Raw genomic sequence first — 1,208 nt, forward strand, 5'->3', positions numbered from 1 at the left:
GCGGCGACTGCGGCCGCGACTGCGGGGCCGACGCGGGGGTCCAGGGCGCTGGGCACGATGTGGTCGACGGCCAGGTCCTCACCGACGACCGAGAAGATCGCCTCGGCCGCGGCCACCTTCATCTTCTCGGTGATCCGGCGGGCCCCGGCATCCAGCGCCCCGCGGAACACCCCGGGGAAGGCCAGCACATTGTTGATCTGGTTGGGGAAATCACTGCGCCCGGTGGCCACCACCGCCGCGTACTTACGCGCGGCATCGGGGTGGATCTCCGGATCGGGATTCGACAGCGCGAACACGATGCACTCCGGCGCCATCGTGGCGATCAGCTCCTCGGGCACGATGCCCGCCGACACCCCGAGGAACACATCGGCACCCTGCAGGGCCTCGGCCAGCCCGCCGGTCAGCGCGCGCGGATTGGTCCGCCCGGCCAACTCGGCCTTGAAACTGTTGAGATTCTCCCGCCCGGAATGCACGATCCCTTGAGAATCGAGCACCACGATGTCGTTGATGCCCTTGTTCAGCAGGATGTTGGCACACGCCACCCCCGCGGCACCGGCACCCGAGATCACCACCCGCAGGGTGTGGATGTCACGCTCGAGGACCTTGGTCGCCCCCAGCAACGCCGCGAGCACCACGATCGCCGTGCCGTGCTGATCGTCATGCATCACCGGGCAGTCCAGTGCCTCGATCACCCGACGCTCGATCTCAAAACAGCGCGGCGCCGAGATGTCCTCCAAGTTCACCGCCCCGAACGTCGGACGCAACCGGACCAGGGTTTCGACGATCTCGTCAGGATCCTTGGTGTCGAGCACGATCGGAATCGAGTTCAACCCACCGAAGGTCTTGAACAGGGCGCTTTTGCCCTCCATCACCGGCAGCGAGGCCGCCGGCCCGATATCACCCAGCCCCAGCACCGCGCTACCGTCACTGACCACCGCCACCAGCCGGTTGGCCCAGGTGTACTTGGCAGCCAGGGTGTGATCAGTGGCGATCGCCCGACTCACCTGAGCCACCCCCGGGGTATAGGCGATCGACAACGCCCGCTGGGTGTCCAGCGGCGACTTCAACTCCACCGAGAGTTTTCCGCCCTCATGAGCATCGAAGATCTCGGCATCATCGATGACAACCTGCGGGGTGCGCCCGGCTTGCGAACGCTCAGACGAGGACGCGACTGTACTTTCCGACACGGCGCAAGGGTACTTCAACGC

Annotated in this window: 1 protein-coding gene; it reads right to left on the bottom strand. The window is 66.2% G+C overall.

Features of this window, described 5'->3' with window-relative positions:
* Positions 1-1,187 (bottom strand): NADP-dependent malic enzyme (locus A5740_RS11495; RefSeq protein ID WP_076194153.1); only part of this gene is annotated, 1,187 nt, incomplete at its 3' end.
* Between the last annotated feature and the right edge of the window lie 21 nt (positions 1,188-1,208).

Source organism: Mycobacterium sp. GA-1841 (genome assembly GCF_001954135.1).
Classification (GTDB): Bacteria; Actinomycetota; Actinomycetes; order Mycobacteriales; family Mycobacteriaceae; genus Mycobacterium.